The sequence below is a fragment of the Actinomycetes bacterium genome (assembly GCA_036510875.1).
In the GTDB taxonomy this organism is placed as follows: Bacteria; Actinomycetota; Actinomycetes; order Prado026; family Prado026; genus DATCDE01.
The window spans coordinates 1-5,447 of sequence record DATCDE010000300.1; the positions used below are offsets into that span (position 1 = coordinate 1).

Below are 5,447 nucleotides of genomic sequence, written 5' to 3' on the forward strand. Positions count from 1 at the left end.
GACCCGCCGCAGCAGCTGGCCGCCGGTCATGCCCATGCCCCGGGCGGCGTCCTTCACCTCGGGGTCCACCTGGCGCATGGCCACATACGTGTTGGTCAGCAGCGGCGGCAGCGCGAAGACCGCCAGGGCCAGCACGGCCGCCTTCTCTCCCACCCCGATCGGGTCCATCGACGCGAAGATCACCAGCAGCGCGTACGTCGGGATCGCCCGCCCCACGTTGCCCACGTTGATGGCCAGGAACCCGCCGCGCCCGACGTGGCCCAGCCACACGGCTACCGGCAGCGCCACCAGGCAGGCGAGCAGCATGGCGAAGCCGGAGATCTGCAGGTGCTCGGCCAGCCGCACCGGGATGCCGTTCGGGCCGCTCCACTGCGCGGGATCGGTGAGCCAGGCCCACACCTGCGCGATCACACCGTCACCTCCGAGCGGCGGCGGGTCCACGGCGTGAGCCAGCGCTGCACGCCGAGGAGCAGCAGCTCGGCCACGACGGCCAGCAGCACGCAGCACAGCGACGCCGCCATGATCTGCGCGCGGCCGGTGCTGCGCTGGAACCCGGTGTAGATGAGGTCGCCGAACCCGCCGTAGCCGACCAGCGCGCCGATCGTCACCAGGCCGATGGTCGACACGGTGGCGATCCGGACGCCCGCGAGCACGGCCGGCAGGGCCAGCGGCAGCTCGACCCGCCACAGCAGCCGGGTCCGCCCGAAGCCCATGCCCCGGGCGGCGTCCACGACGTCGGCGGGGACCTCGTCGAGGCCCGCGATGAAGTTGCGGACGATGATCAGCACGGCGTAGGTGGCGAGGGCGACCTCGACGGTGAGCGGGCTCAGCCCGAACACCGGCCACAGGGCGCCGATCAGCGCCAACGATGGAATGGTGTACAGGACGCCGGCGACGGCGAGGATGGGTGCCTCGGTGCGCCGGAAGCGGCGCGCCACCAGAGCGAGAGGGAACGCGATGACCAGCGCGGCGGCCACGGCGACCACGGTGATCGTCACGTGCTCGACGCCGGCCTCCCACAGGTCGCTCCAGTGCGTCGAGACCCAGGCCCAGGAGAACCACGGGTTCGGAGGCACCAGTGGACGCTACCGCTGAGGTGCCCGCCGGCCCCATGATCCGGCTGGAGTCGGTGGGCAAGCGCTACCCCGACGGCACGGTCGCGGTGCAGGACCTGTCGCTGGACGTCGCCCCCGGCGAGCTGAGCGTGCTGGTCGGTCCATCCGGTTGCGGCAAGACCACGACCATGCGGATGATCAACCGGCTGGTCGAGCCGACGAGCGGCCGGATCCTGCTGGCCGGCGAGGACGTCACGCGGGTTGACCCGGTCCAGCTGCGCCGCCGGATGGGCTACGTGATCCAACAGGTCGGCCTGTTCCCGCACCAGACCATCGAGGCCAACGTGATGACCGTGCCGTCACTGCTCGGCTGGGGCCGGGCCAGGGCGCGGGCCAGGGCCGCCGAGCTGCTCGAGCTGGTCGGCCTCGACCCCGCCGCCCACGCCCGGCGCTATCCCAACGAGCTGTCCGGCGGGCAGCGGCAGCGGGTGGGGGTGGCCAGGGCGCTGGCCGCCGACCCACCGGTGCTGCTCATGGACGAGCCGTTCGGCGCGGTCGACCCGATCGCCAGGGACCGGCTGCAGGTGGAGTTCCACCGGTTGCAGCGCGACCTCGGCAAGACCGTGGTGTTCGTGACCCACGACGTCGAGGAGGCGGTGCGCCTCGGCGACCGGATCGCGGTTATGCGCCAGGGCGGGCACCTCGAGCAGTACGACAGCCCGGCCACCATCCTGGGCCGGCCGGCCACCCCCTTCGTTGCGGACTTCGTGGGCGCCGACCGCGGGCTCAAGCGGCTGGCGGTCACGCCGATCCGGGCCGAGGACCTGGAGCACCCGCCGGTCGTCGGCCCGGACGATGACTGCGCGCGGGTCGCCGAGCGGCTCGACCGGGAGGGCTCACGCTGGGCCGTCGTCCTCGACGCGGACGGTCGGCTGCGCGGCTGGGTCGGACGCGACACCCTGGACGGCGGCACGGTGGCCGACCGGGTGCGCCGGATGCAGGCCTGGGTCGACGTGGACAGCTCACTGAAGGCGGCGTTCGCCGAGATGCTCCAGCAGGACGCCGGCTGGGTGGCCGTCCTCGACGGCGACCGCTACCTCGGGGTGCTCACCCCCTCGGTGCTGCACGAGGCGCTGCGGCGCTCGGTCGAGGCGGACGCCCGCGCGACGCACCCGGCGGCCGTCGACGTGGACACGGTGGCCAGGGCCTGAAGCCCCCGGTCAGCCGCCCGCCGGCGTGGCGTCCTCGGGCGGCTCGGGCGGCAGCTTGCACTCGCGCTCGAGCAGCAGCCCGGCCCCCACGAGCGCGGCACCGGCCAGCACGCACACCCCGGCGGCGAGCGCGGCCCGGCGGCGGTAGTCGGTCTGCAGGTCGGTGAGCACGAGCGCCAGGTAGCCGCCGTACACCCCCATGAGCACCGCGCCGGTCCGCGACGTGGCCAGCGCGAGCGCGGCGTACCGGGCCGCGACCAACGGGTGCAGCGGCTTGTGCCCGGGGCGCCGCTGCAGCCGCGGCCGCAGCCGCAGCGCGGTGAAGAACACCGCGACCGCGAACACCCCGATGACGACGGGGGCCGACCACGGCAGGTTGGGCAGCTCGGACCGGGTCGACTCCCACACCCGGAACACCGCCCAGCCGAGCGCGGCGGAGACCGCCACGGTGCCCAGCAGCAGCCGCCAGGTCGTGGGCTTCATCGGCCCAGCCTCAGGGCCGCGCCGGGTTCCGGCCGCAGTCCGGTGCGGTCGGCGGCCGCCGCCAGGTCGGCGATGCGGCCGTGCCCCGGCAGCACGAAGCCGGGGTCGACGTCCGCCCACGGGACGAGCACGAACGCCCGCTCGTGGGCCCGCGGATGCGGCAGCTGCAGGTCGGCGTCCGACCAGGTGGTCGCCCCCACCGCGAGCAGGTCGACGTCGAGGGTGCGCGCCCCCCAGCGCACGCTGCGCTCGCGACCGGCTGCCTGCTCGGCGTCGTGACAGTGCCGCAGCAGGTCCAGCGGTTCGAGGCCGGTGTCCACGACGAGGACCGCGTTGAGGTACCGAGGCTGGCCGGCCGGGCCGCCGACCGGCTCGGTCGCGTACACCGGCGAGACGGCCACGGCGGCGACCCCGGGGACGGCGAGCAGCGCGTCGACCGCGCCCTGTAGGAGGCCGGCGCGATCGCCGAGGTTCGACCCGAGGGCCAGCGCGGCCCGGCTCACCGGGACCGCACGACCGTGACGGCGACGTCCTCGAAGCGCACCGCCATGGGCGCCTCCGGCTTGTGCACGCACACCCGGGCCGACGCCACCCGCGGGTCGGCCAGACAGACCGCGGCGATCCGGTCGGCCAGCGTCTCGACCAGGCGCACCGGTTCGCCCTCCACGACCGCGACGACCGCGGAGCCGAGGGTCCCGTAGTCCACCGTGTCGGCGAGGTCGTCGGAGGCGGCCGAGGCACTGGTGTCCAAGGTGAGCTCGACGTCGACGACGAACGTCTGGCCCTCGACCCGCTCGTGCTCGAACCAGCCGTGCCGGCCCCGGGCCCGCAGCCCGGTCAAGGTCACGGTGTCCCGCGGAGTGGTCACTGCCCCTCCCTGTCGTCGTCCGGCTTGCCGTCGGCCAGCTGGCCGAGAACCGGCGAGGCGTGGTGCAGCCAGATCCGCCAGACGCCGTCCCTGAGCAGGAACACGTTGGTGGCGACGGTGTGCCCGCCGGCCAGCGTCGAGCCGTCCTCCGAGCCGGACAACGAGTTCTCGGTGCAGGTCACCACAGCGACGTCGCCGAGCAGGACCGTCTCGACGTCGGTGATGATGAACTGGACGTACGCGGTGCTCGCCATGATCAGCGCCCACGAGCGCAGGATCTCCGACCGGCCCGTGAGCGGTGACCAGCCGGGGTGGACGCAGTGCGCGGGACCCTCCGCCGCATCGGTCCACAGCGACCCCATCAGGTCGAGGTCCCCGGTCTCGAATGCCGTGTACAGCGCGGTGTTGGCCGCCTCCACGGCCGAAGCCGCAGTGCTCATCGCCGTTCCAGCGCGGCGTCCCGCCACGCGGCGGCCACCAGCACAGCGTCGCGGCTGGCGGCCGGCTCGTGCACGCGTACGCACCACACCCCGGCCCCCGCCGCGAGCGCGGACACCGCGGCGGTGGCGGGGTCCCGCTCGGGGGGCGGCGGCGCCGCCGACCCGCCCAGCAGCGAGCCGAGGAACCGCTTGCGGGACGCTCCGACGAGCAGCGGCCGGCCGAGCACGCCCAGCTGGTCCAGGTGCGCCAGCAGCGCCCAGTTATGCCGGGCGTCCTTGGCGAACCCGAGGCCGGGGTCCAGCACGACGTAGGCCGGGTCGACCCCCGCGGCCATCGCGCCGTCCAGCCGACGGGCCAGCTCCACCCGCACGTCGTGGACGACGTCCCCGTAGCGGGCCAGGTCGTCCATGACGGTCGACGGCCCCCGCCAGTGCATGACCACGTACGGCACGCGGGCCTGCGCCACGACGCGGAGCACAGACGGGTCAGCCAACCCCCCGCTGACGTCGTTGACGACGACGGCGCCGGCCGCCAGCGCCTGCTCGGCCACCTCGGCGCGCATCGTGTCGATGCTCACCGGGACCCCCTCGGCGGCCAGCGCGGTGACCACCGGCAGCACCCGGTGCAGCTCCTCCTCGACCGGGACCCGGCTGGCGCCCGGGCGGGTGGACTCCCCACCCACGTCGACGAGGTCGGCGCCAGCGTCCCGCAGGGCGAGCCCGCGGGCGATCCCGGCGTCCGGGTCGAGGAACCGGCCGCCGTCGCTGAACGAGTCCGGGGTCACGTTGAGCACGCCCATGACCAGCGCGCGGCCCAACCCGCGCAAGGACCCCGGCAGACCGGCGGGCTCCGCGACGTGGGCCATGGCGGTCACTCTAGGCGGGCCGGGTGGCCGCCGCGGCCCTCCGGACGCGGGCCCGCCAGAAGGTCAGCCGCGGCCGGGAGATGAACGCCTCGGCCTCCAGGTAGGCGACGGTCAGCCGGGGCAGACCGAGAACCGCCGAGTACAGGATGAACCGGGGCTCCCACACCGGCCGGAACTTGGCGTTGAACCGGTACAGCGACTCGATCTGGGCGAACCGGGAGGCGAACAGCAGGGCCCGGCGCCAGGCCCTGGTCAGCGGTCCGGCCCCGATCCGCTCGCCGCGCTCGAACGCACTGCGGAACACCGCGAAGTTCAGCGACATCCGGCGCACCCCGAGCCGGCCCGCCTGCTCGAGGGCCTCGATGATGAGCAGCTCGTTCAGCCCCGGGTCGGCGGTCTGGTCGCGGCGCATCAGGTCCAGCGACAGCCCGTCTCGACCCCACGGCACGAACGACAGCAGCCCGCGCACCTCGCCGTCGAGCCGGGCCGTGACCAGCACGCACTCCTCGTCCCCCGGGTCCCCG

Annotated in this window: 9 protein-coding genes; 1 reads left to right on the plus strand and 8 read right to left on the minus strand. The window is 74.6% G+C overall.

Translation table 11 applies throughout. From position 1 onward, the window contains the following. Together VIM19_17425 and VIM19_17430 are read right to left on the minus strand one after the other, a co-directional pair. A partial coding sequence (locus tag VIM19_17425) for an ABC transporter permease subunit (GenBank protein HEY5186637.1) occupies nt 1-411 on the minus strand: 411 nt, incomplete at its 3' end. Continuing rightward, nucleotides 408-1,076, minus strand: a complete 669-nt coding sequence (locus VIM19_17430; protein ID HEY5186638.1) for an ABC transporter permease — start codon at nt 1,074-1,076, stop codon at nt 408-410. The genes VIM19_17425 and VIM19_17430, both read right to left, overlap by 4 nt. Nucleotides 1,077-1,111: 35 nt before the next feature. Between VIM19_17430 and VIM19_17435 the strand changes: the two genes are divergently transcribed. Next, the gene (locus tag VIM19_17435) at nt 1,112-2,266 is read left to right on the plus strand and encodes an ATP-binding cassette domain-containing protein (protein ID HEY5186639.1); all 1,155 of its coding nucleotides are present in this window, start codon (nt 1,112-1,114) and stop codon (nt 2,264-2,266) included. Nucleotides 2,267-2,275: 9 nt separating this feature from the next. Here VIM19_17435 and VIM19_17440 read toward each other — a convergent pair whose 3' ends face one another. From VIM19_17440 to VIM19_17465, 6 genes are all read right to left on the minus strand, one after another. After that, entirely contained in the window at nt 2,276-2,749 is a 474-nt protein-coding gene (locus VIM19_17440) for a DUF3180 domain-containing protein (protein HEY5186640.1), read from the minus strand. Beyond that, a complete protein-coding gene (gene folK, locus VIM19_17445; protein ID HEY5186641.1) occupies nt 2,746-3,252 on the minus strand; it encodes a 2-amino-4-hydroxy-6-hydroxymethyldihydropteridine diphosphokinase in 507 nt (168 codons plus the stop codon). Before folK ends, VIM19_17440 begins: the two co-directional genes overlap by 4 nt. Continuing rightward, a complete protein-coding gene (gene folB / locus VIM19_17450) occupies nt 3,249-3,617 on the minus strand; it encodes a dihydroneopterin aldolase (GenBank protein ID HEY5186642.1) in 369 nt (122 codons plus the stop codon). Before folB ends, folK begins: the two co-directional genes overlap by 4 nt. After that, entirely contained in the window at nt 3,614-4,057 is a 444-nt protein-coding gene (locus VIM19_17455) for a nuclear transport factor 2 family protein (protein ID HEY5186643.1), read from the minus strand. Before VIM19_17455 ends, folB begins: the two co-directional genes overlap by 4 nt. Further along, on the minus strand, nt 4,054-4,923 hold the full coding sequence (gene folP, locus VIM19_17460; protein HEY5186644.1) for a dihydropteroate synthase: 870 nt from the start codon (nt 4,921-4,923) through the stop codon (nt 4,054-4,056). The genes VIM19_17455 and folP overlap by 4 nt, the downstream gene beginning before the upstream one ends. Nucleotides 4,924-4,933: 10 nt before the next feature. Next, on the minus strand, nt 4,934-5,447 hold a 514-nt coding region (locus VIM19_17465; protein HEY5186645.1), incomplete at its 5' end, for a phosphatidylglycerol lysyltransferase domain-containing protein.

Coding starts and splice junctions, on each gene's coding strand:
- VIM19_17435 (HEY5186639.1), top strand. CDS start 1,112: ATGATCCGGCTGGAGTCGGTGGGCAAGCGCTACCCCGACGGCACGGTC.
- VIM19_17440 (HEY5186640.1), bottom strand. CDS start 2,749: ATGAAGCCCACGACCTGGCGGCTGCTGCTGGGCACCGTGGCGGTCTCC.
- VIM19_17455 (HEY5186643.1), bottom strand. CDS start 4,057: ATGAGCACTGCGGCTTCGGCCGTGGAGGCGGCCAACACCGCGCTGTAC.
- folP (HEY5186644.1), bottom strand. CDS start 4,923: ATGGCCCACGTCGCGGAGCCCGCCGGTCTGCCGGGGTCCTTGCGCGGG.